The organism is Streptomyces araujoniae (assembly GCF_050871195.1).
Lineage (GTDB): Bacteria > Actinomycetota > Actinomycetes > Streptomycetales > Streptomycetaceae > Streptomyces > Streptomyces bacillaris.
The window spans coordinates 3,649,060-3,668,269 of sequence record NZ_CP194070.1 but is presented as its reverse complement, the minus strand read 5'-3'; the positions used below and the strand labels follow the sequence as shown (position 1 = coordinate 3,668,269).

Genomic DNA, 19,210 nt, shown 5'->3' with positions numbered 1-19,210 from the left:
TGTCGGCCCCGCGCGGCAGCGCCGTCATGGCCGCCGGTTCCGTCGTCGCCCGCGCCACCGGCTTCGGCCGCTCCGCCGTGGTCGCGGCGGCCATCGGCACCATCGGGCCGACCGCCGACGGCTACGCGGTCGGCAACGCCCTGCCCACCGTCGTCTACATGCTGCTCATCGGCGGCGCGCTGAACGCCGTCTTCGTGCCCGAGCTGGTCCGGGCCGCCAGGCAGCACCCCGACGGAGGCCGCGCCTACACCGACCGGCTGGTCACCGTCTGCGTCCTCGCGCTGCTCGCCCTCACCGCGACCGCCGTCTGGGCCGCCCCCGCGATCGTCGGCGCGTACACCGGCTACACCGGCCGGCAGGCGGCCCTGACCGTCGCGTTCGCCCGCTCCTGCCTGCCGCAGATCCTCTTCCTCGGGCTGTTCACGCTGCTCGGCCAGATCCTCAACGCGCGCGGCCGGTTCGGCGCGATGATGTGGGCGCCGGTCCTCAACAACGTGGTCGTCATGGCCGTCTTCGGCCTCTACCTGGCGCTCGCCCTCGGTACGGGGCCGGGGGCCACGCCCTCCGCCGCCGGGACCGCGCTCCTCGGCTGGGGCACCACCGCGGGCATCGCCGTCCAGGCCCTCGCCCTCGTCCCGGCGCTGCGCGCGGCCCGCTTCCGCTGGCGCCCCCGGTTCGACTGGCGCGGCAGCGGGCTGACCCGCCCCCTGCGCTCGGCCGGGTGGCTGGTGCTGCTGGTCCTGGCCAACCAGGCCGCGTACTGGGTCACCACCCGGCTCGCCACGGCCGCCGGAAGCGCGGGCGGCCCCGGCTTCGGCGCGTACACCAACGCGTACGTCCTCTGGGTCGTCCCGCACGGCATCGTCACCGTCTCCGTGGTGACCGCCCTCCTGCCCCGGATGAGCGCGGCGGCCGCCGACGGGGACACCGGCGCGGTCCGGCACGACGTCTCGCACGCCCTGCGCGTCAGCGCCGCCGCCGTCGTCCCCGCCGCCTGCGCGCTGCTCGCGCTCGCCCACCCGCTGATGGCGCTCGTCTTCGGGTACGGCAGGACCAGCGCCGCCGACACCGCCGCGATGGCCTTCGTCCTCATGGCCTTCGCGCCGGGACTCGTCGCCCTCTCCGGGCAGTACGTGCTCTCCCGGGCCTTCTACGCGCTCTCCGACACCCGCACCCCGTTCCTCCTCAACCTGGTGATCGTGGCCCTCAACGCCGGGCTCTCCCTGGCCGCCGCCCATCTGCTGCCCGCCCGCTGGGCGGTGACCGGCATGGCCGCCGCGTACTCCCTGGCGCTCTGCGCGGGATGGGCGGTGACGGCGCGGGTGCTGAGCCGCCGGCTCGCCGTCGTACGCCCGCTGCGCGCCTCGGCGGCGGCGCGCGCCCACGGACGGCTGCTGCTCGCCGCCGTCCCCGCCACCGCGCTGGGCCGCCTCGCGGCCGCGGGCGCGGCACCGGCGGGGGCCCCGGTCGCCGCAACCGCCGGGGCGGCCGCCGTCGTGCTCACCTTCGCCCTGCTCGCCCGCCCGCTGGGGCTCGCCGAAGCGGACGCGCTGCTGACGCGCGTACGCCGACGGGTCACCCGGGTCCGGACCCGTACCCGCTCCTGACCACCACCCCCACCCCCCAGGGAGAACCACCGATGTCCCGCGTGCTCCTCATCGAGGACGACCCCTCCGTACGCGAAGGGGTCGAACTCGGGCTGCGCCGCCGCGGCCACGACGTCCGGGCGACCGCCACCGGCGAGGCCGGACTCGCGGCGCTGGCCGAGTTCCGCCCCGATCTGCTGCTGCTGGACCTGATGCTGCCCGGCATGAACGGCGTCCAGGTCTGCCGCCGGGTCCGCGAGCAGAGCCAGCTGCCGATCATCATGCTCACCGCGCGCGGCGACGACTTCGACGTGGTCGTCGGGCTGGAGGCCGGGGCCGACGACTACATCGTCAAACCGGCCCGTACGGAGGTGATCGAGGCCCGCATCCGTGCCGTGCTGCGCCGCATGGACGACAGCGGTCCGGGCCGCCCGGCCATCGAGGCGTACGGCGAACTCACCATCGACCGCGTCGGGTTGACGGTCTCCAAGGCGGGCCGCCCGCTGGCGCTCGCCCCCTCGGAGCTGCGGCTGCTGCTGCACCTGACCGCCGCCCCCGAGCAGGTGTTCAGCAGGCAGCAACTCCTCGAACACGTCTGGGAGCACACGTACCACGCGGACGCCCGGCTGGTCGACGCCTGCGTGGCCCGGCTGCGCGGCAAGGTCGAGGACGAGGTGGGCAGCCCCCGGTACGTCCAGACGCTGCGGGGCTTCGGCTACCGCTTCGGACCGCTGTGAGCACCGAGGCCCGTCCGGCGGGCGGTGCTCCGTCCGGCGCCCGTACGGCGGGCGCCCGCACGCGGTCCGCCCGCACGCCCGGCGCCCGGCGGCCCCGTTCGCGGGTGCGGGCGTTCGGTCTGCGGACCCGGCTGCTGGCCGCCTTCCTCCTGGTGGCGGCCGTCAGCGCGGGCACGACGGCCACGCTCACCTACCGGGAGGCCCGCAGCGCGCTGCTGAAGACCGCCCAGGACACGGCGGTCTCGACCTTCCGCGAACACGTCCAGCAGACGGGCTTCGCCCTGCCCCTGAAGGGAGAGGGGGAGGAGCGGGAGGGGATGGAGCAGTTCCTGCGCGACCTCGCCCGCAAGGGCAAGCCGCGCCCGTGGGTGGTGTTCGCCGAGTACGGTTCGGTCCGCGTCTCCTCGGGCGAGAGCCCCGTCTCGACCGTCGTCACCCCCGAACTGCGCCGCGCCGCGCTGGCCAACCCGTACGGCCACTTCGAGCGGGTCGTCAAGGACGGCGTCCCCTATCTGACGATCGCCATGCCGACCGTCTTCAGGACCGGGCCGTACAGCGTGCTGCCCAGCGGGCTCGTGCTGTACGCCGTCATGCGGATGACCGACGAGCAGGTCAACGTCGACGCCCTCCTCACGGCCGCCCGCGACGGAGCCCTGCCCGGTCTCGCCGTCGCGCTGGTCCCCGGGCTGATCGCCGCGCGCAGCGTGCTGCGTCCGGTACGGGAGCTGAGCCAGGCGGCCCGGAGCATGGGCAGCGGCCGGCTCGACACCCGCATCCCGGTGCGCGGCAACGACGAACTGGCGGACATGGCCCGTACCTTCAACGGCTCGGCGCGCCAACTGGAGGACTCCGTGCATGAGTTGCGGGAGGCGGAGGCGCGGGCCCGCCGGTTCGCCTCCGACGTCTCGCACGAACTGCGCACCCCGCTCGCCGGGATGCTCGCCGTCACCGAGGTGCTGGACGAGGGCGCGGACGCGGACCACCTGGACGCCGACACCGCCCGCGCGGTCCGGCTGGTCAGCGCGGAGACCGGGAAGCTCGCGGTGCTCGTCGAGGACCTGATGGAGATCTCCCGCTTCGACGCCCGCGCGGCCGAGCTGAACACCGACGAGGTCGATGTGGCCGAGGCCATCCGCAAGACCCTCCAGAACCGGCACTGGCACGAGGACGACCGGATCCGCGCCGACCTCCCCGCCGGCATCCGGGCCCGGCTCGACCCGCGCCGCTTCGACGTGGTGGTCGCCAACCTGGTCGGCAACGCCCTGCGGCACGGCGGCGCGCCGGTGACCGTACGGCTGCGCACCGAGGAACGTTCCTCCGGGGCGACGGTGTTGACCGTGGAGGTGGCGGACCGGGGCCCCGGCATCCGCCCCGAGGCGATCCCGTACATCTTCGACCGCTTCTACAAGGCCGACGCGGCCCGTACCCGCTCGGCGGGCAGCGGGCTCGGCCTCGCGATCACCTCGGAGAACGTGCTGCTGCACGGCGGAACGATCCGCGCGGGGAACGGGCCGGAGGGCGGGGCGGTCTTCACGGTCGCGATCCCGCTCCGGGCGGAGGGGACGGACGATGCGGCGTAACAGCAGCGGTGCGCGCGGGCGTTGGTCGGAGGGGGCGGGCGATGGGGCGTAACAGCGGTGGTTCGCAAAGGCGTTGGGCGGCACCGGCAGCCGTCCTGGTGGTCGCCCTCCCGCTGCTCGGCGGCTGCGGGATCCGGGGCACCGACGTCATCGAAGCGGGCGGCCCGGCGACCGTCGAGGCGTTCTACAACCGCGAGGACGACATGATGCTCTTCTTCCGCGCCCCCGACGGGGCGGTGCGGCCCGTGATCCGGACGGTCCGGCCCCCGGTGGCGTTCGGGGAGGAGTACACCGCCCCCCGCGGCCCCGGGCCCGTACCGACGGAGGAGGTCGTCACGGCGCTGCTCGCCGGTCCCGGCCGGCCGGACCGGGCCGCCGGTCTCACCACCGCGCTCCCCGCCCCCCGTCCCGGCGGAGAGGTCGGCGTCACGCTCGTGGCGGCCGACCGCATCGTGGTCCGCCTCCCGATCGCCCTGAAGGGCCTGGACGCCACGGCCGTCGACCAGTTGAGCTGCACGATCGCCTTCAGCCGGGACCCGGCCGGGCGTTTCGTCGTCGAGCTGGAGGGCCGGGACGGCACCTCCCGCTCCAGCACCTGCCCCCTCGCGTCGGTCGACTTCACCGGCTCCGGCACCCCCGGGAACGCCCCCACGCGGACCCCGGACCCGGCGGGGGCCACCCCGCCGTGAGGGCCGGTCAGCCGTGCGTGCGGGCGGGCGAGGAGACCCTCTCCAGCGCGGCGCGCGGGGCGGCCGCGCGCCGGGCGGCACCCAGGACCGCGTAGCCGAGGAGGCCGCCGAGGGCGTTGGCGATCAGGTCGTTGACGTCGACGGCGCGGCCATTGGCGAATGCGATGTACTGCAGCAGCTGGGTGACCTCGATGCCCAGGCTGACGAGGGCGCAGGCCAGGACCGTGCGGCCCCGGGTGATGCGGGGGAACAGCAGCGGCAGGAGGAAGCCGAGCGGCAGGAACATGATCACGTTGGGGACCATGGTGATGTCGGCCAGGAGCAGCGGGACCGGCTGGATCTGGCCGATCCACTCCGCCTCGTTGCGGTACGCCCCGCCGTGGATCCAGAGCGGGAAGAGGGTGAGCGAGGCGACCGCCGCCGCGTAGAGCGCGGTGACGCACCGCAGCAGCAGCGGGCCGCCGCGCCAGCCGGGGGCGTCGCGCCGGTGGCGTACGAGAGCCACCAGGGCGAAGAGGAGGAGCGCCGGTCCGAGGACGGCGACGGTGGGGATCTTGTACTGGAAGTCCATGGGGAGTCCGTGTGAGGTGGGGGGACCTGCCGGCCCCGGGCGGATCGTCGTGGGGCGATCCTGTCCGCGCGGGACACGGTCGCGGATCTGCCGAAGGACGGAGCCGGCCCCGCCGCCCTACGACTTTCGGCAGAGGGGCCCGCTCACCCCGGATACGTACGCTGCGGGCATGCACTCCCCGCACTTCGGCCGCGGCTCCTCCCGGACGCGCCGTGCCCTGTTCCGCGTCGGTGTCGTCCTCGTCGGGGCCGCGCTGCTCCTCGCCCTGGCCGCCGACCACCGCACGGGTGTCTTCGGCTCCTCCCTCGCGCTCCAGGTCCGGCTCTCGGCGCTCGCGCCCGTGGCGGCGCTGTCGCTCATGGCCGTACGCCGGTGGCGCGGCGACCCGCGGGTGGTGGCCGCGGCCGGGGCGCTGGCCGGGGCCTGGTCCCTCGGGTGCGACGCGTGGATGCGGGCGGTGGCGCAGCGGCCGGGGTCGTCGGCGGGGCACGCGGACGCCTACACCCTCTTCGAGCTCGCCGCGCTCATCGTGGTGCTGGTCCTCACCGTCCGGTACGGGGCCGCCCGGCCCGCCGCCGGGGCGGCCGTCCTGCTCTGCCTGGCCGTGGTCCTGCGGCCGGTGGCCGTACGGGTGACGGAGAACGGGCTGATCCTGGCCGTGTTCTGCACCGTGGCCGTCTGCGCCGGGCTGATCGGGGCGCTGGTCGCCCGGCTGGCCGCTCTCGACCGCCGGCGCCACGCCGAGCAGGTGCGCCTGGAGCAGCGGCTCGCCTTCGCCCGGGACCTGCACGACTTCGTGGCCCACCATGTGACGGGCATCGTGGTGCAGGCCCAGGGCGCCCAGGTCGTCGCCGCGTCCCGGCCGGAGCTGGCCGTCTCGGCGCTGGGGCAGATCGAACGGGCGGGCTCCGAGGCGCTGCGGGCCCTGCGGCACATGGTGAGCGGGCTCCGAGCGGAGGATGCGTTCGCGCCGGGGCCGGCCCCGGGGGACGAGCCCGCCGCGGACGGTGTGGCGGGGCTCCGTACCCTGGTCGCCGCCTTCACCCTGCCCGGCGGCGGCTCGGCCCGCCTGGCGGAGGAGGGCCCCGTCGACCGGCTGCCGGCGGCGGCGGTGGCGGCCGTGCACCGGGTGACGATGGAGGCGCTGACCAACGTACGCAAACACGCCCCGGAGGCCCGCCAGGTGACCGTGACGCTGCGGGCCCTGGCCGGGACGGTGGACCTGGCCGTCGTCGACGACGGCTCGGGCCCCGGCGGGGGCGGGGGGTCGGGCGTGGACGTGAGGCCGGGCGGTGGGCTGGGCGGGCTCCCGGGGCTGGGCGCGGGGCCGGGCGAGGGTGCGGGCGAGGGTGCGGGGCTGTACGGGCTCCCGAGCCGGGATGCGGGGCCGGGCGGTGAGCCGGGTGAGAGTGCGGGGCCGTACGGGCTCCCGAACCTGGACGCGGGGCCGGGCGGCGAGCCGGGGACGGGGGCGGGGCCGTACGGGTTCCCGGGCGGTGAGCCGGGATCGTGTCCGGACGCATCCGCCACGGCGGGGTACGGTCTCATCGGCCTGGAGGAACGCGTCACCGCCGAGGGCGGCGTCTTCCGCGCGGGCCCGGACAGCAGCGGCCACTGGCGGGTGAGCGCCCGGATCCCCTTGGAGAGCGCGTGGAGGGACGGCCCGTGATCCGGGTGCTGCTCGCCGACGACCAGGAGATCGTCCGCACCGGCATGGCCATGATCCTCTCCGCCGAGGACGACATCCAGGTGGTGGCCCAGGCCCGGGACGGCCTCCACGCCCTGGAACTGGCCGCGTCGCACCGGCCGGACGTGGTCCTCATGGACATCCGCATGCCCCGCCTGGACGGGCTGGACGCCCTGCGCCACCTCACCCGGCCCCACGCCGCGCACCGGCCGCAGGTCGTGATGGTCACCACCTTCGACGACGAGGACTACCTGACCCGCGCGGTGGCGGCGGGGGCGGCCGGGTTCATCCTCAAGGACTCCGGCCCCCGCCTGCTGGCCGAGGCGGTCCGGGCGGCGGCGGCCGGTGACTCCCTGGTGAGCCCGTCGATCACCGTACGGCTGCTGAGGCGGCTCCGTACGGCTGCTCCCGCCCCGGGCTCCGCTCCCGCCCCGGGCTCCGTTTCCGCCCCGGGGGCCGCTGCCGCCCGGCCCGGCGCCGCCCACCTCTCACCGCGCGAGCGGGAGGTGGTCGTGCTGCTGGCCGAGGGGCTGACCAACGCCGAGATCGCCACCGCCCTCTCCATCACCGTGGGCACGGTCAAGACCCATCTCACCAACGTGCAGGCCAAGCTCGGCGCGCGGAACCGGGTGGAGACCGCGGCCTGGGCGTGGCGCAACGGGATTGCGGGACAAGGGACTTGACCAGGATGGGCGGGCGCCGTGGCGTCGGCCCGCGGAAACTCCGTTGACGCCCCCGAGGGGCACGCTGTTAGCGTTCGGACCTCGTTCCACCGGATTCCGTACATCTCCGGGCTCTCCGCCCCGGAGGAGAGGGTGTTCTATGACCCGGCCCGCGCCGAGTGCGCCTCACCGCACCGCGTAACCGTCCGCCGTTTCCCGCTGCCCGCCCGTCGTCCGGGGGGCCGCTGCCGGACGTGCCCTCCGGTGCCCTGAACCGAGGCCACTCGGCCTGCTCTTGCTGTCATGACCCATTCCCCAGCAAGGAGCACCCCGGGTGTCCAGCCACACCGACCGCACCAGCACCGCCCTCGGCCTCACCACCTTCGCCTGCACGTGGTGCGGGCTGACCGTGTCCGCGTACGCCGCCGACGGCGAGCCGCGCAACCACTGCCCGTCCTGCCTGCACTCCCGGCATGTCCTCGACCACGTCGAGGGCGGCCCGAGCGACTGCGAGGGCCGGATGCCGGCGATCGCCATCGCCGTGCTCCGCACCGGGGACTGGATGGTGATCCACCGCTGCGTACGCTGCGACGAACTGACCTCGAACCCGGTCCGCACCGACGACAACCAGCTCATCCTGATGCGCATGGCGGTCCGGCCGCTGGCCCAACCGCCGTTCCCGCTCGAAGCGTTCGGAACTCTCTGACCGCCCGACCGGAAGGGAACACCGCCATGTCACGCCGTAACACCAGCCGGGGCCGGTCCCGGCGCCCGCAACGCCACAAGGACGTCCTGCACGCCCGGGGCGGCCACCGGGCCGCCGACTTCCGGTGCGCGTCCTGCCGTCTGGACGTCCCGCTGACCGCCCCCGGCACCGCTCACCGCAACCACTGCCCCACCTGCCTGGCCAGCCTGCACGTCGACCGCCGGATACCCGGGGACCGGGATGCGGACTGCCGTGGCCGGATGGAGGCGCTGGGGCTGTCCGTCCGCCCGGACGGAGAGTGGATGATCATCCACGAGTGCGTCTCCTGCGGCGAGTTGAGCGTCAACCGCATCGCCGGTGACGACAACCCGCTCGCCCTGGTCCGCCTCGCCCTCCGCCCCCTCGCCGACGCCACGGCCGCCGGGCGCGCCCTGCTCACCCTGTGAGCGGGGCCCGGGCGCGGGGCGAGCAGCCGCACTCCCCGCGCCCGGGCCCCGCGCCGGAAGGGCCCCGACCACGGTCGTGAGCGGCTCGACCGGCCGCCGGGGCGGTCCGGCAACCACGTCGGGCGGCCCGACCGGCCACCGGAAGCGGCGAGCTGGCCACCGGGCCGCGGCCGATCGGCCACCGGGCGCGCCTACCAGCCGAACAGCCACCGGGCGCGGCGAGATGGCCACCGAGAGGAGGCGGCGGCCCGACAACCACCCTGACGGCCGACCGGCCACCGGAAGCGGCGGGACAGCCACCGGGCCGCGGCCGACCAGCCACCGGGCGCGGCCGACCAGCTACCGGGCCGCGGCACCGACCCGATGGCGCCGCCCGGCTCGGCACGGTGGCGTAACGGTCCACCGACACCCCATGGAGGCCGGGCCGTCAGGCGGACGCACCGCTGTCGACGACGAGGTCGGTCCCGACCGCGGCACCGGCAGCGTCCGAGGCGAGGTGGAGCACCGCGGCCGCCACCTCCTCGGCCTCCGCGACCCGGCCGAGGGGGTTCTCCGACTTCACCCGCTCGGCGCGCTCGGCCTCGGTCTCGCCGGGCAGCAGGGACATGGGCGCGGCGGAGGCCCCCGGGCTGACCGCGTTGATGCGGATGCCCTGGTGGATGTGGTCGAGGGCGGCGGACCGGGTCAGGGCGGAGACGGCGGCCTTGGAGGTGATGTAGGCGGCGGCGTTCTGGATCCGCAGGTGCGCACCGAGGTTGGAGGAGATGTTGACGATGACACCACCGCCGTTCTCCTTCATATGGGCGATCTCGTGCTTCATGGCCAGCCAGACACCGGTGACGTTGGTCCGCAGCACCGCGTCCCAGTCCTCCTCGCTGACCTCCCCGACCGGCCCGGCGCCGCGGAATATCCCGGCGTTGTTGACGGCGATGTCGAGCCCGCCGAAGCGGCTGACGCTCTCGCGTACGAGATCACGGACCCGCCCGGAGTCGGTGACGTCCACCGTGACCGCAGCGGCTCCACCACCGCCCGCCTCGATGAGCCGGACCGTCTCGTCGAGGGAGGCGGCGGTGCGGCCGGCGGCGACCACGGAGGCGCCCTCGGCGGCGAAGGCGAGCGCGATGGCGCGGCCGAGACCGGAGCCGGCGCCGGTGACGAGGACGGTCCTGCCGGTGAAGCGGCGGTTCATGAGCGGAACTCCTTATGACTGAGGCAAAATACTGGACTGATCGATCCACTATCCGGGCAGACGGCCTCCATCTCAGGGTGTGCCCCTCACTCCAGCAGGCTCAGGGCCTGCTCGACCGCGTCCCGTACCCGGGCGGTGTCGCCGGACGCCTTGCCGACCACCCGGACCCCCTGCAGCAGGACGAGCACCATACGGGCCAGCGCGCGCGGATCACGCCCCTCGGCCAACTCGCCCTGGGCCTGCGCCCGTACGAGAGCGGAGTGCAGCAGCGTCTCGAACCGGTCCCAGCTCGACCCGACCCGCCGGGCCGACGCCGCTTCGTGCGGGGCCAGTTCGACGGCCGTGTTGGTGACCAGGCACCCCTTCAGCCGCACGTCCTCCGATCCGGCCTCCACCGCGAACCGCCGCACCACCGCCCGCACCGCGGGCAACGCGTCCCCCGGCTGCGACAACTCGTCGAGCAGCACCGCGTCCCGCCCCTCGGCGTACCGGTCCAGCGCCTTCAGGTACAGCTCGTGCTTGTTCCCGAAGGTGGCGTAGATGCTGGCCCGCCCGATGCCGAGGTGCTCGACGAGATCGGCGATCGACGTCGCCTCGTAACCGCGCCGCCAGAACAGCTCAAGGGCCGACTGCAACGCGGCATCCGGATCGAACTCCTTGGTCCTGGCCACACCGAGGACCGTAGTCCAATCAAGAACGATCGATCAAGAAAACCTCACGGAGACGCGATGTGACCCACAACACGCACACACGACAGATGACTTCGCCTCCCCCTCCCGGTCACCCCTTCGAGGAAGCATCACTCCCGTCCGACGACGACCCGACCAGGAACCGGAGACCCTCATGACCGACGCAGTGAAGGGCCCCGCCAGCTACTTCCCGTCCATCGAGAAGAAGTACGGCCGCCCGATCGCCGAGTGGAAGGACCTCATCCGCGCCTCCCCGCTGACCAAGCACATGGAGCTGGTCAACTGGCTCAAGTCCGAACACGCCCTCGGCCACGGCCACGCCAACGCCCTCGTCGCCCACACCCTCGCCGAGGACAAGGCCGGGTGACCTGACCCGCTCACCCATTCCCGTAGTCCTCGATCAGTCGGGCCACGAGCCGGTGGAGCGCCGGAGGATCGTCGAGGACCACGAGGTCCCGCAGGCGGGTCGATTCCGCCGCCTCGGGGCCGCAGTACAGCACCGTCGTCTGCGCGAGGGAGAAGTCGCTCGCCTCATCGACGCCGACGTCCGCAGCCGGCCCACGCCTGCGTCCCGGTACCTGGTTGGTGGTACGACAGCCGTCGTCCGCAAGCTCCCGACCCCGCCGCCGGCCTCCGATGGATCCGCCCGAGAGAGGCAGTGACGTAGACAGGGCCCCTGTTCGAAAGCCGGACCCTGTCTGCTGACGCCCTAAGAACCCGAGACGTGCTCGTGGAACTCGGGGGCATCCCACTGGCCGAACGGGGTGCCCACGGCATTGTTCTCGAAGTCGAGGGGCACGTCGTTCGACAGGCCGAGGGGGTTGGTCGGCTCGGGGTCGGCTGCGGCCGCCAGGCCGGCGCTGCCGAGAAGGGCAGTGGCCGCGAGGGCGGTGGTGATGAGGGCGGTGCGTACGCGCATGCTCGCCTCCAGGCCGGAAGGATGGCTGCGCACGGCCAACGGCGCCGCCGTGCAGACGGTTACGGACGATCCCCCCCCCCCGCATGGCCGACGGCACGGTCACGCCACACTCTGGTGAACCATCCCAGGCCGAGCGATGAGCCGAACAACGAGCAAGCCCCGGATCTCTGATCCGGGGCTTCTTCGTGGAGCGGGTGACGAGAATCGAACTCGCGCCCTGAGCTTGGGAATCAGCGGTCCTTACGTTGCTGCAGAGGCTCCGACATGCGATTTCGGGGTGGGCAGATCAATGGCTCCCGGTCTCTGGGAGCCATATCCGACCGCTGTTGTCCGCTCCGCTGGGCACGGATGGGGCACGAGCAGAGGGGCAAGGGGTCCTCATGACCAAGCCGAGCAGTCCTCCAGCGAGATCTCCGCGATGGCCGCGTCCGTCACAGTCTCCAGGTTCGGGACGTAAGGGCGAACATCAGGAAGAGGGGTGCAGAAGGTGACGTTCGAGGTGAGCAGGGCCTCCTCGGTATCGGCGAAGGAGAGGGAGACATACGCCTTGACCTGAGTGTCGCGGAACTCCTCCTGTGCCTTCCTGAGGCAGGCGCACGCATACGCCAGGCATCTCCGGACGAGAAGGGGCGTGCGTTCACCCGGTGCGGCCGGGAGGTCGTAGTCGGTCATTCCCCTCCCGTTGATCGTTGTCTCCTCCGCGAGCCGGTCGACGTAGGTGCCAGATGTTTCCGGACGGAGATCGGTCAGTACGCGCCCACCGGCGGCTGTGACGGACCACCCGCGCTCCACAACTTCACGGAACATGGGGGGGATATCTTGATCGCTCAGGTTGGTGATCTCTGTCGTCCGCAGGATCTCCCGCATCCGAGGGTTACTCCGCATGCTTATCCCTCGCCGAGTGCGGCGAGCCCCTTTCTGATCCCTGCGATGAAGCCCGGATTGTTTCCGACGGCTTTCTCGACGCTGCGTGGAAGCCCTTCGAATTTTCCGGTCTCGAAGTCGTACTGGTACTTCGCGCCCTTGTTGCTCTGGTCCTGGAAGTGGAGCTGCCCCGGTCGTCCGCCGGGGTCCGGGTTTTCCACGTCGATCCGGTACGGCCCGTGGTTCCACAACGTCTTGCTGGTGATCTGCGTGCCGTTGGCCCCGATCATCCCCTTGGCGTCAGGGTCCTTGACGCCGTAAAGCTCGCGATTCCCCTCGATTCGCCTCTCGACGACGTCAGGGTGATAGGGGTCCCTCTCAAAGCCCGGTGACGAGGTGTAGCCCTCGCGGAGAGGGTCGTACGGGGCGAGGCCGAGCGGGTCGCACCACCGATAGGGGTTGTGGACGTAGGCGACCGGGTTGGGAGCGGGTCCGAGACCGAGCGGGTCCGGAGTGAGGTAGCGGGCGGTTTCCGGGTCGTAGTGGCGGTTGACGTTGTAATGCAGACCCGTTTCCGGATCGTGGTACTGGCCGGGAAGGCGCAGTGGGGTGTGAGCGGTGCTGTCCCTCGCCCAGGTGGTCGTTCCCCAGAGAGAGCTCCGCGTGCGCCAGGCGAGATCGCCGGACTCGTCGATCAGCTCCGTCGGTGCGCCGATCAGATCGGTGACGATGGCGAAGTACCGTTGATCGATGGTCGACTGGGCGGCGTCCCCGGCCAGGATGCGCTCGCTCTGTGCCAGTGGCCGCACTCCTTGGTGGTCCCACGTCAGGGCGACGGTGTGGGGCATGTCCGTCGAGGTGGTGGTCTGCTCGCAGAGGGTGAAGCCGTCCCAGGTGAACCTGGTCTCCTCGACCACGGTCTGCCCGTCGTCGCCCAGCCGCTGCTTGCGGGTACGCCGCCCCAACGCGTCGTACGCGTAGCGCCAGCGAGTGCCGTCCGGGGTGACGGCCTCCGTGAGGCGGTCCTCGGCGTCCCAGGTGTACCGCCACGTGTCGGGTTTCCGGGACAGCCTGGTCCTCTGCCGCAGGGTGATGCGGCCGAGCGCGTCGTGTTCGTAACGGGTGTCTCCCGCACGTGTGACGACAGTGCCCTCGTAGGAGCGGGAGCCGTTGGCTGCGCCGCCCGCTTGGGACGGCGGCCACGAAGCCGCCGTCTGGTTGCCGGCCGAGTCGTACGCGTACGTCTCTCTCCAGTCCGCCGCGGTGACTGCGGTTACTCGGCCTGCCGCGTCCAGCCGGAACGACCTCCCGCCACGTGCGGTGTCGTCCAGACCTAGGAGATGTCCGTCCGGCCGGTAGCTGTAAGTGCGACTGATGAGCGTTCGGGTGGCGTTGACGAAGCGCTCGGCACAGAGACGGCCTGCTTCGTCGAAGCTCGACGTGAGCGTCACCATGTCACCGAAGGAACGCTCGCGTTCGCGGCCGTTCGCGTCGTAGTCGAAGGCGATCCGATGACCGTCTGTGGTGAGATGGGCGAGACGGTCCGCGTCGTCGTACCCATAGGTCGTGAGCCGCCCCGTGGGAGTGACGCGGCGGCTGCGGCGGCCCCGGGCGTCGTAGGCGTACGTCATGACCTGACCGTCGACCATTTCTGTCTTGACCCGGCCCGATCGGTCGTACTGGTAGATCAGCTCGCTCTGCGGGGCGGCGGCCCGGATCATGCGCCCGGCCTTGTCATAGGCGTACGTCGTGATCTCTCCCGCCACGTTCTTGCGGATCACGCGGCCCAGCAGATCGTGCTCGTAGTCCACCCTGCCACCCAGCACGTCGGTCCGGCTGGTCACCTGACCGGCCGGGTCGACGCCGTACGCAAGGGTGCGACCGTCGAAATCCGTCTCGGCTGTCAGCCGCCCAGCCGGATCGTAGGTGTACGACCAGGCCAGGCCCTGCGGGTTGACGACCGTTGTCAGACGCAGATCGGCGTCGTGGACGAATGTGTGGCGGGTGCCGTCCGGTCCTGTGCGGGCGGAAAGCAGGTCGAAGTGGGTGTACTCGAAACGGCTTGTACCGCCCGCGGGGTCGGTGTGGGTGAGACGGTTGCCCTCACCGTCATAGCTCCAGCTCTCCAACACACCGCCGGGGCCCGTGCGTCGAGCCAACTCGCCGTTGGCCGTCCACTCGAACTCCGTGACGGCTCCCAGCGGATCCTCCATCCGTACGGGACGGCCGAACGCATCCAACTCAAAGCAGGTCGTGGCCCCGAGCGGATCGGTCACACGGAGGGGGGATCCTGCGGAATCACACTGGACCTCCGTCACGGCCCCCAGCGCGTCCGTGACGGAGACGTACCGGCCGTGGTTGTCGTACGAGTAGCGCGTGGTGTGACCGGACGGGCCGGTGAGCGCGACGCGGTTGCCTCGGTCGTCGAACTGCTGTTGCCAACGGGTGCCGTCCGCAAGGGTGTAGGTGGACCGAAGACCCGTCGCGTCCCGCTCGCTGTGAAGTTCGCTGCCGTCGGGGCGGACGACGGTGGTGAGGCGCCCTTCGCTGTTATGGATGAAGGAGGTGGTACGGCCCAGCGGATCGGTACGGGACACCAGGTTGCCGTGCGTGTCGTACGCGAAGCGGCTGGTGTGCCCGAGCGGGTCCGTGGAGGCCACGACGCGGCAGTGGCCGTCGATGAAGTAGCTGGTGGTGTGCCCCTGCGCGTTGGTCAGCGTGGTCAGGCGGTGGCCGGTGGCCGGATCCGGTTCGCTGTAGTCGATGACGACCTGCAGATGTCCGTGCTCGCCGCCTTCAGCGATGACGCGGTCGCGGTCGTCGTAGGCATAGTCGTAGCGACGACGGTTGGAGTCGATCCAGGCCGTGATCCGGCGGTGGTCGTCGTACGTGAACGTGAGGGTGGCGCCGGAGGGCTTGGTGACGGTCGTGAGGTTGCCCTCTGTGTAGCCGTAGGACCTGACGGGGAGCGCCGCCCCGTCCTTGTCCCGCAGGGACACCCCGGTGACCCGCGCTTCGACGGTGGCCAGGACGAGGTGGTAGCCGGCGGAATGTACCAGCGCCAGGGGTGTGCCGTCGTCGGCCCGATCGAAGCTGATGGTGTTGCTGTTACGGTCGCCGATCTGGATGAGCCAGGCGGTTCCGTCCTGACCGGGCTCTGCTCCGTGAGGGGCGGCGAAGTGCTTGGTCAGACGGTTGCCGGGGTCGGTGAGGGTGTAGTCGCCGGCCTCGTCGCGGCTCAGGGTGCTCCGTGAGGTCCCGGAGTCCGGCAGCGTGGTCGTCCCCGGCACGGGGTGCGGGTACGTGACCAGCAGGCCGTCGGCGGTGACGTGGATGACTCCGCCGGCATCGACCTCCAGGCGCTCGTCGACGGTGGAGGACCAGGAGGGGCCGAAGAAGCGTCCGACGGTGTACCCGGACTCGAAGCGACGCGTGAATGTCAGGGGCAGTACGCCGGGGAGCCTCACGTCGGTCTGAGGAAGGAACATGCGGCCGGAGGCGAGGTCGACCGGGTCGGTTCCCCCGCTGGTGCGCTCGCTGTCAGGCCGGTTGTGGGTTCCTTCGGGTGAGCGGTTCTCCAGCTTGCGGGCGTCGGAGGCGATGTCGGCGGCCTCCTTCACCACCCGCGCACCCTTGACGCCTGCCCCGGCGCCGCCGGTGGCAACGGTGAGAGCGGCATCGGGCAGGAGCCGGCCGAAGCCTTCGGCGGGGTCCTTCATGAAGTCGTCGAGCATCTGCTTGCCGGTGCCCCAGGGGTCGTTGGCGACCCGGACGAGCCCGGCGGCGGTGTTGTTGAGCGCGAGCCCGTACTCGGCGGGGTGGGTGATGTTGTACAGATCCATGGGATTGACGCTGCGCGCGAAGGTCAGAATGCCTGCCGCGCCCTTGACGACGCCGCCCGCGAGATGGGTCTTGATCACCTGGTACTCGGCGAGCCCGTCCATGGCCTGCTCGGCGTAGCGCGGCTTCTGAGGGGCGGCGTCCCGGGCCGCGGTCACGGCCTTGCGGGCAGTCTCGGCGGCGGTGTTGCGCTGTTTGCGTGCCTCGGCGAGCAGCTCCTGGGCTTCCTTCATCCGCCCGGTGCCCGGATCGCTGAAGGTGCCCGGCTTGGGCGGCAGGGTGGAGGGGTCGCGCTCGTCGGCGGGTTTGGCGTTGTAGGCGTCGACGGCCTTGTTGTACGTGGTCGTCTTCTCGTTGTACGCGTCCCGGGCCTCCTCCGACGCCTTGGTCCCGGCCTTCCACTTGTCGATCGCGGTCTGCGCCTGCCCCTGGGCCCACTCCACGGTCCCCGCGAAGGCGTCGAGAGCGGCGGCCGCCTTCTCGAAGGCGTCGGCGGCCTTGAACCACTTGGGCGGCTCGACCGATACGGAGTTGCGGAACGCGTCCGCCGCCTGACCCTTGAGCGCGGACGAGTCCACTCCCTTGAGCCCGCCGCCGACCTTGTCGAACGCGCCCTGGAGCTTACGGAGGTGGGTTGCGGTGGACCGGATCTCGGACGGGCTGCCGTAGATGAGCTTGGTCTTGTCCTCGGTCTGCCCGAGGTCCATCTCGTCGACCTCGGCGCCCATCCGGTTCGCCACCGACCGGGACTTCTCCCGGACCCAGTCCGCCCCGGACTCCCAGCCGGCGCCCTCCAGCCGGTCGCCGGTCCAGTTCCCGGCGTCCTCGACCCGGTCACCCACCCACTCGACACCGTCCTCGACCACGTCCTCGACGACATCGGGCGTGAGGTCCCGGACGAAATCCCCGATCCCCATGGCCTAGTTCCCCCCGTCCTGCTGCTGTTGGGCCCGCTCCTCCGGTGAAGGCCCGAACGCCTCGTCCACGGACCGGTCGAACGCGTCCTGGTCCACGCCGAACATCTCGTTCAGCTGGTCCGCCTGACGTCCTCCGTTCCCCTCGGTGACGAGCGCCCTCCCGGTGTCCTTCCAGGTCTGTCCGGCCTCGTCCGATGCCCGCTCGAACGACTCGCGGCTGTAGTCCGGACTCAGGTAGTCCGGGGTGAACACATCGCCCCAGTCCTGCTGGACGATCTCGTCTTCCGAGGCATGCGGATTCCCCACACCCGCGTTCACGGCGATCTTGAACATCCCGTGGACGTACTGGTCCTCCTCCCACACGATCCCCGCCGCGAGCCCCAGCTTCGCCGCGATGGCGTTGGCGTCCTGGACCAGCGCGCGGACGCCCCACTCCCACCGCTCGCAGAAGTCCTCGAAGTCCACCGACAGCCCGTGGTGACCGGCTTCCATCCCGGTCATCGACAGGTCCGAGAGCCCCTTGCCGAGCACCGCGCCGGTACCGGTACCGATCTCCCTCAACTCGGCAACGGCCTCACGCAGCCCGCTGGTGATCTGCTGAACGCTGACCGGATCGACGTTGAGGTCTTCCGCCCCCGTACCGCTCACCGGTGCTGCCCCTCGCCCGGGACATCCGCGTCGACGGCGACGGCATCCGGCACGATTCCCACCACCGGCGGAAACAGCATCGACCCGTCCGGGTCGGCCACGTTCACCGCGACCCCGGCCGGGACCCCCATGGCCGGGATGACCTCATCCAGCAACCGAGCCCCCCGGAACACGGCATACTCCCAACTCCGCGAGGCGACCCCGGCCCCCTCCACCACAGCCCGCTCCTCCGCGAACCGGCCCAACGCCGCCTCATCGGTGAACCCGCACACCCACCGCACCCCACCGAACTCCGCGGTCCACAGCCCACCACGGTCGAACGGCACCAGCACCAACGCCCGCCGCAGCTCACCCACCAAAGCCCTCGGGTCACCGACCCCGGCCCTCCGCTCGGCTATCCGCTCCACCAGCGCTGCCCCGTCACCCACCGGAAGCCTCCCCCGTACGCGAGTCGTCGCCCTTCACTTCCGCACACGCTAGGACACCACGTCCACCCGCAACCACGTGGTTCCAGCCGTCCCCACAGCCTCCACACCACGGACCGCCGCCGAACACGAAGAAGGCCCCGGTCGGAGACCGGGGCCTTTCTGAAAGAGCGGGTGACGAGAATCGAACTCGCGCTCTGAGCTTGGGAATCAGCGGCGCCTGGGCTACCAGATGGGATCTGACCTGCGCTTTCCTGCGAGGAAGTTGGGATTGTCATGGCCTCTGGAGGCTGTACCTGACCGCTGTTGTCCGCTCTGCTGGGCACGGATGGGGCACGAGAGCCGGCAGTGCGACGGGTCCTCCGGGCGGGCCGACTGGTCAGAGGGGGACGATGCGGACTTGGTTGCCGCAGAGCTTGGTCATGTCATCGCTGTCGGAGGTCAGCAGGGCGACGGGTTTCGGCTGGCGGAGCGCGGCCTCGGCGACCGTCGCGTCGATGGCGTACTTGTGCCCGTGCAGTCCGGCACCTTTGAGGAGTTCCGCTGCTGCTTTTGCCGCTTGTTCGGTAACGGGCTCCACCTTGACGCGGGACAGGGCCCAGTTCAGGCGAGGCATGTTGGTGCGGGAGTGGCTCACTTCCACGATGGTGTTGGCCCCGATGACCAGGTCGGCTCCCATGTCGTGGAAGACCTGAAGCATCGCGAGCAGTTTGCGGTCCTGCGCGATCCAGGCGGAGAGCCCCTCGGAGTCTAGGACGACGGTCTCGATGCGCTCGCTCACGCGGCGTCCGCGCCCTTGGAGGTGCTGGCGGAGCCGAAGATCTTCCCGCGTGCCTCGGCGAGCTCCTCATCGCTGAAAGGCCCGTGCTCCTCCTCATGACGGCGAAGATCGTCGCCCAGAAGCTGGTGCCGGATCTGGCGGGCGACGGCTTCCGCCACGTAGCCGGAGACGTTGTCCGTGAGCTTGCGGAGCTCCGCCACCTGGTCGCTGGGGAGCGTGACGGTGATGCGAGTCGTTGAGGACATACGTCAAGCATACTGGAGTATGCGCGACA

The 19,210-nt window shown here is 71.7% G+C and carries 19 protein-coding genes; 9 read left to right on the top strand and 10 right to left on the bottom strand.

All coding sequences use genetic code 11. From position 1 onward, the window contains the following. The first annotated feature begins 26 nt into the window (after positions 1 to 26). The 4 genes from murJ to ACQ9ZG_RS15560 are packed head-to-tail and all read left to right on the top strand — an operon-like array spanning position 27 to position 4,592. Positions 27 to 1,607, top strand: coding sequence for a murein biosynthesis integral membrane protein MurJ (murJ, locus tag ACQ9ZG_RS15575; RefSeq protein WP_499281607.1), 1,581 nt, complete (start codon positions 27 to 29; stop codon positions 1,605 to 1,607). Between the two features lie 32 nt (positions 1,608 to 1,639). Then, on the top strand, positions 1,640 to 2,323 hold the full coding sequence (locus ACQ9ZG_RS15570; RefSeq protein WP_109914811.1) for a response regulator: 684 nt from the start codon (positions 1,640 to 1,642) through the stop codon (positions 2,321 to 2,323). Continuing rightward, on the top strand, positions 2,320 to 3,903 hold the full coding sequence (locus ACQ9ZG_RS15565; protein WP_499280682.1) for an ATP-binding protein: 1,584 nt from the start codon (positions 2,320 to 2,322) through the stop codon (positions 3,901 to 3,903). The genes ACQ9ZG_RS15570 and ACQ9ZG_RS15565 overlap by 4 nt, the downstream gene beginning before the upstream one ends. Before the next feature lie 41 nt (positions 3,904 to 3,944). Next, positions 3,945 to 4,592, top strand: coding sequence for a hypothetical protein (locus ACQ9ZG_RS15560; RefSeq protein WP_109914034.1), 648 nt, complete (start codon positions 3,945 to 3,947; stop codon positions 4,590 to 4,592). Positions 4,593 to 4,599: 7 nt separating this feature from the next. Here ACQ9ZG_RS15560 and ACQ9ZG_RS15555 read toward each other — a convergent pair whose 3' ends face one another. After that, the gene (locus tag ACQ9ZG_RS15555; protein ID WP_499280681.1) at positions 4,600 to 5,163 is read right to left on the bottom strand and encodes a VanZ family protein; all 564 of its coding nucleotides are present in this window, start codon (positions 5,161 to 5,163) and stop codon (positions 4,600 to 4,602) included. A gap of 169 nt (positions 5,164 to 5,332) precedes the next feature. Between ACQ9ZG_RS15555 and ACQ9ZG_RS15550 the strand changes: the two genes are divergently transcribed. The 4 genes from ACQ9ZG_RS15550 to ACQ9ZG_RS15535 all read left to right on the top strand — a co-directional run bounded on the left by ACQ9ZG_RS15550 (position 5,333) and on the right by ACQ9ZG_RS15535 (position 8,664). Then, complete coding sequence (locus ACQ9ZG_RS15550; RefSeq protein WP_499280680.1) at positions 5,333 to 6,832, top strand: sensor histidine kinase; 1,500 nt, start codon at positions 5,333 to 5,335, stop codon at positions 6,830 to 6,832. Further along, positions 6,814 to 7,533, top strand: a complete 720-nt coding sequence (locus ACQ9ZG_RS15545; RefSeq protein ID WP_219995571.1) for a response regulator — start codon at positions 6,814 to 6,816, stop codon at positions 7,531 to 7,533. The genes ACQ9ZG_RS15550 and ACQ9ZG_RS15545 overlap by 19 nt, the downstream gene beginning before the upstream one ends. 313 nt (positions 7,534 to 7,846) lie before the next feature. Continuing rightward, positions 7,847 to 8,218: an RNHCP domain-containing protein gene (locus tag ACQ9ZG_RS15540; RefSeq protein WP_109914070.1), complete on the top strand. Its 372-nt coding sequence runs from the start codon at positions 7,847 to 7,849 to the stop codon at positions 8,216 to 8,218. A gap of 26 nt (positions 8,219 to 8,244) precedes the next feature. Then, complete coding sequence (locus tag ACQ9ZG_RS15535) at positions 8,245 to 8,664, top strand: RNHCP domain-containing protein (protein ID WP_109914069.1); 420 nt, start codon at positions 8,245 to 8,247, stop codon at positions 8,662 to 8,664. 427 nt (positions 8,665 to 9,091) lie between these two features. Here the strand turns inward: ACQ9ZG_RS15535 and ACQ9ZG_RS15530 are convergent, their stop codons facing one another. After that, entirely contained in the window at positions 9,092 to 9,853 is a 762-nt protein-coding gene (locus ACQ9ZG_RS15530; protein WP_109917015.1) for an SDR family NAD(P)-dependent oxidoreductase, read from the bottom strand. Positions 9,854 to 9,939: 86 nt separating this feature from the next. After that, complete coding sequence (locus tag ACQ9ZG_RS15525; protein WP_109917016.1) at positions 9,940 to 10,524, bottom strand: TetR/AcrR family transcriptional regulator; 585 nt, start codon at positions 10,522 to 10,524, stop codon at positions 9,940 to 9,942. A 172-nt stretch (positions 10,525 to 10,696) separates the two neighbouring features. Between ACQ9ZG_RS15525 and ACQ9ZG_RS15520 the strand changes: the two genes are divergently transcribed. Beyond that, on the top strand, positions 10,697 to 10,909 hold the full coding sequence (locus ACQ9ZG_RS15520; RefSeq protein ID WP_028415968.1) for a DUF4287 domain-containing protein: 213 nt from the start codon (positions 10,697 to 10,699) through the stop codon (positions 10,907 to 10,909). Positions 10,910 to 11,251: 342 nt separating this feature from the next. On the opposite strand, the gene ACQ9ZG_RS15515 is transcribed toward ACQ9ZG_RS15520, so the two are convergent. The 7 genes from ACQ9ZG_RS15515 to ACQ9ZG_RS15485 form a co-directional block, all read right to left on the bottom strand. Further along, the gene (locus tag ACQ9ZG_RS15515) at positions 11,252 to 11,461 is read right to left on the bottom strand and encodes a hypothetical protein (protein WP_109917018.1); all 210 of its coding nucleotides are present in this window, start codon (positions 11,459 to 11,461) and stop codon (positions 11,252 to 11,254) included. Between the two features lie 378 nt (positions 11,462 to 11,839). Beyond that, a complete protein-coding gene (locus ACQ9ZG_RS15510; RefSeq protein ID WP_109917019.1) occupies positions 11,840 to 12,328 on the bottom strand; it encodes a hypothetical protein in 489 nt (162 codons plus the stop codon). Between the two features lie 20 nt (positions 12,329 to 12,348). Further along, complete coding sequence (locus ACQ9ZG_RS15505) at positions 12,349 to 17,082, bottom strand: putative T7SS-secreted protein (RefSeq protein ID WP_109917020.1); 4,734 nt, start codon at positions 17,080 to 17,082, stop codon at positions 12,349 to 12,351. 3 nt (positions 17,083 to 17,085) lie between these two features. Beyond that, positions 17,086 to 17,730 carry a hypothetical protein gene (locus ACQ9ZG_RS15500; protein WP_109917021.1) on the bottom strand — a complete coding sequence of 215 codons (645 nt, stop codon included), beginning with the start codon at positions 17,728 to 17,730 and terminating at the stop codon, positions 17,086 to 17,088. Next, positions 17,727 to 18,158 (bottom strand): hypothetical protein, encoded by a 432-nt coding sequence (locus ACQ9ZG_RS15495; RefSeq protein WP_109917022.1) that lies wholly within the window; start codon positions 18,156 to 18,158, stop codon positions 17,727 to 17,729. Before ACQ9ZG_RS15495 ends, ACQ9ZG_RS15500 begins: the two co-directional genes overlap by 4 nt. A gap of 376 nt (positions 18,159 to 18,534) precedes the next feature. After that, positions 18,535 to 18,936, bottom strand: coding sequence for a DNA-binding protein (locus ACQ9ZG_RS15490; RefSeq protein ID WP_109917023.1), 402 nt, complete (start codon positions 18,934 to 18,936; stop codon positions 18,535 to 18,537). Then, positions 18,933 to 19,181, bottom strand: coding sequence for a type II toxin-antitoxin system CcdA family antitoxin (locus ACQ9ZG_RS15485; protein WP_093811914.1), 249 nt, complete (start codon positions 19,179 to 19,181; stop codon positions 18,933 to 18,935). The genes ACQ9ZG_RS15490 and ACQ9ZG_RS15485 overlap by 4 nt, the downstream gene beginning before the upstream one ends. Positions 19,182 to 19,210: the final 29 nt, after the last annotated feature.

What these genes read in the sequence shown, in the direction of transcription:
- murJ (WP_499281607.1), top strand. Translation starts at nt 27, where the DNA reads ATGGCCGCCGGTTCCGTCGTCGCCCGCGCCACCGGCTTCGGCCGCTCC.
- ACQ9ZG_RS15570 (WP_109914811.1), top strand. Translation starts at nt 1,640, where the DNA reads ATGTCCCGCGTGCTCCTCATCGAGGACGACCCCTCCGTACGCGAAGGG.
- ACQ9ZG_RS15560 (WP_109914034.1), top strand. Translation starts at nt 3,945, where the DNA reads ATGGGGCGTAACAGCGGTGGTTCGCAAAGGCGTTGGGCGGCACCGGCA.
- ACQ9ZG_RS15555 (WP_499280681.1), bottom strand. Translation starts at nt 5,163, where the DNA reads ATGGACTTCCAGTACAAGATCCCCACCGTCGCCGTCCTCGGACCGGCG.
- ACQ9ZG_RS15550 (WP_499280680.1), top strand. Translation starts at nt 5,333, where the DNA reads ATGCACTCCCCGCACTTCGGCCGCGGCTCCTCCCGGACGCGCCGTGCC.
- ACQ9ZG_RS15535 (WP_109914069.1), top strand. Translation starts at nt 8,245, where the DNA reads ATGTCACGCCGTAACACCAGCCGGGGCCGGTCCCGGCGCCCGCAACGC.
- ACQ9ZG_RS15530 (WP_109917015.1), bottom strand. Translation starts at nt 9,853, where the DNA reads ATGAACCGCCGCTTCACCGGCAGGACCGTCCTCGTCACCGGCGCCGGC.
- ACQ9ZG_RS15520 (WP_028415968.1), top strand. Translation starts at nt 10,697, where the DNA reads ATGACCGACGCAGTGAAGGGCCCCGCCAGCTACTTCCCGTCCATCGAG.
- ACQ9ZG_RS15515 (WP_109917018.1), bottom strand. Translation starts at nt 11,461, where the DNA reads ATGCGCGTACGCACCGCCCTCATCACCACCGCCCTCGCGGCCACTGCC.
- ACQ9ZG_RS15510 (WP_109917019.1), bottom strand. Translation starts at nt 12,328, where the DNA reads ATGCGGGAGATCCTGCGGACGACAGAGATCACCAACCTGAGCGATCAA.
- ACQ9ZG_RS15505 (WP_109917020.1), bottom strand. Translation starts at nt 17,082, where the DNA reads ATGGGGATCGGGGATTTCGTCCGGGACCTCACGCCCGATGTCGTCGAG.
- ACQ9ZG_RS15485 (WP_093811914.1), bottom strand. Translation starts at nt 19,181, where the DNA reads ATGTCCTCAACGACTCGCATCACCGTCACGCTCCCCAGCGACCAGGTG.